The 880-nt window shown below is 63.2% G+C and carries 1 pseudogene; it reads right to left on the bottom strand.

What is annotated here, in order from left to right:
- Positions 1-147: 147 nt before the first annotated feature.
- A pseudogene (locus ACIBAF_RS47765) lies at positions 148-252 on the bottom strand (IS5/IS1182 family transposase); the annotation flags it as partial.
- Positions 253-880: the final 628 nt, after the last annotated feature.

Below are 880 nucleotides of genomic sequence, written 5' to 3'. Positions count from 1 at the left end.
GGACTCGTAGACGACCACGACGCGACGATTCTCGCCGCTCCGCCCTGGCGAATCGTCGCAACCGAAGATTTTGATGTGCCACAAGGGCACGGCGAGCCGGTCATCCACTAAAGGCTGTCCTACCTTCATGACGTGGGTCTGATCCGGTCGCGCCAGCGTGTCGTGTCGCCGAAGGTAGATCAGACCGGCGAGAGCGCGCTGGTGCGGGGGAAGCTTTCAGCGGCGGCCACCCTCACGGGTGACGATGAGCATGGCTACCCACTCCACCAGGGCGTGGGGCAAGTCGAGTACGGCGGGATAGGCTCCTGCGCTGATGAGTTGAGACGTCGAACACCTCTCTCAACAGCTCAGGAGCCTCGCGCGTTGCGGGAGACCGGCCCGTCACCCGATCCATACGGTTCTTCGTGGGCCGTTCCGGTCATTCGTAGGATCGGGGCACCCAGGGGTGCTGGGTATGGCTGTCACCCGATAGCCGATGGTGTGGCTTCCACTGATTGGCCGCCCGGCACCCCGCGACGACTCGACCGCTAATTGGGATACGCGAACTGAATCGCTCGTATGGATGCGTCGGCGAGGTCGTCTGCTGGGAAGACAACACACACGTCGGAGGAGGATCGAGTGCCGGAATTGTGGGCCGGGACGGACGCGGGGAAAGCCGAGCACCACTGCACGGTGATCGACGCCAACGGGGCGACACTGCTCTCGCGGCGGTGGTTTGGATGACAGCTGCCGCAGGGTTGATCGGTTCTGTGGCAGCTCTTGTCACTGCTCTCCGCGGGTAGCCGTTAGCCTCGCGCTTTCATGAGGTGGGCTGTCCGGCAGGCGGTCAGGAAAGCAGAAAGTGCCTCTGACCAGCGAGAATGAGGATTGTCTAGGTCCT

Origin of the sequence: Streptomyces sp. NPDC051677 (genome assembly GCF_044453465.1) — a bacterium.
Taxonomy (GTDB): domain Bacteria; phylum Actinomycetota; class Actinomycetes; order Streptomycetales; family Streptomycetaceae; genus Streptomyces.
This window is presented reverse-complemented; position numbering and strand designations above follow the sequence as displayed.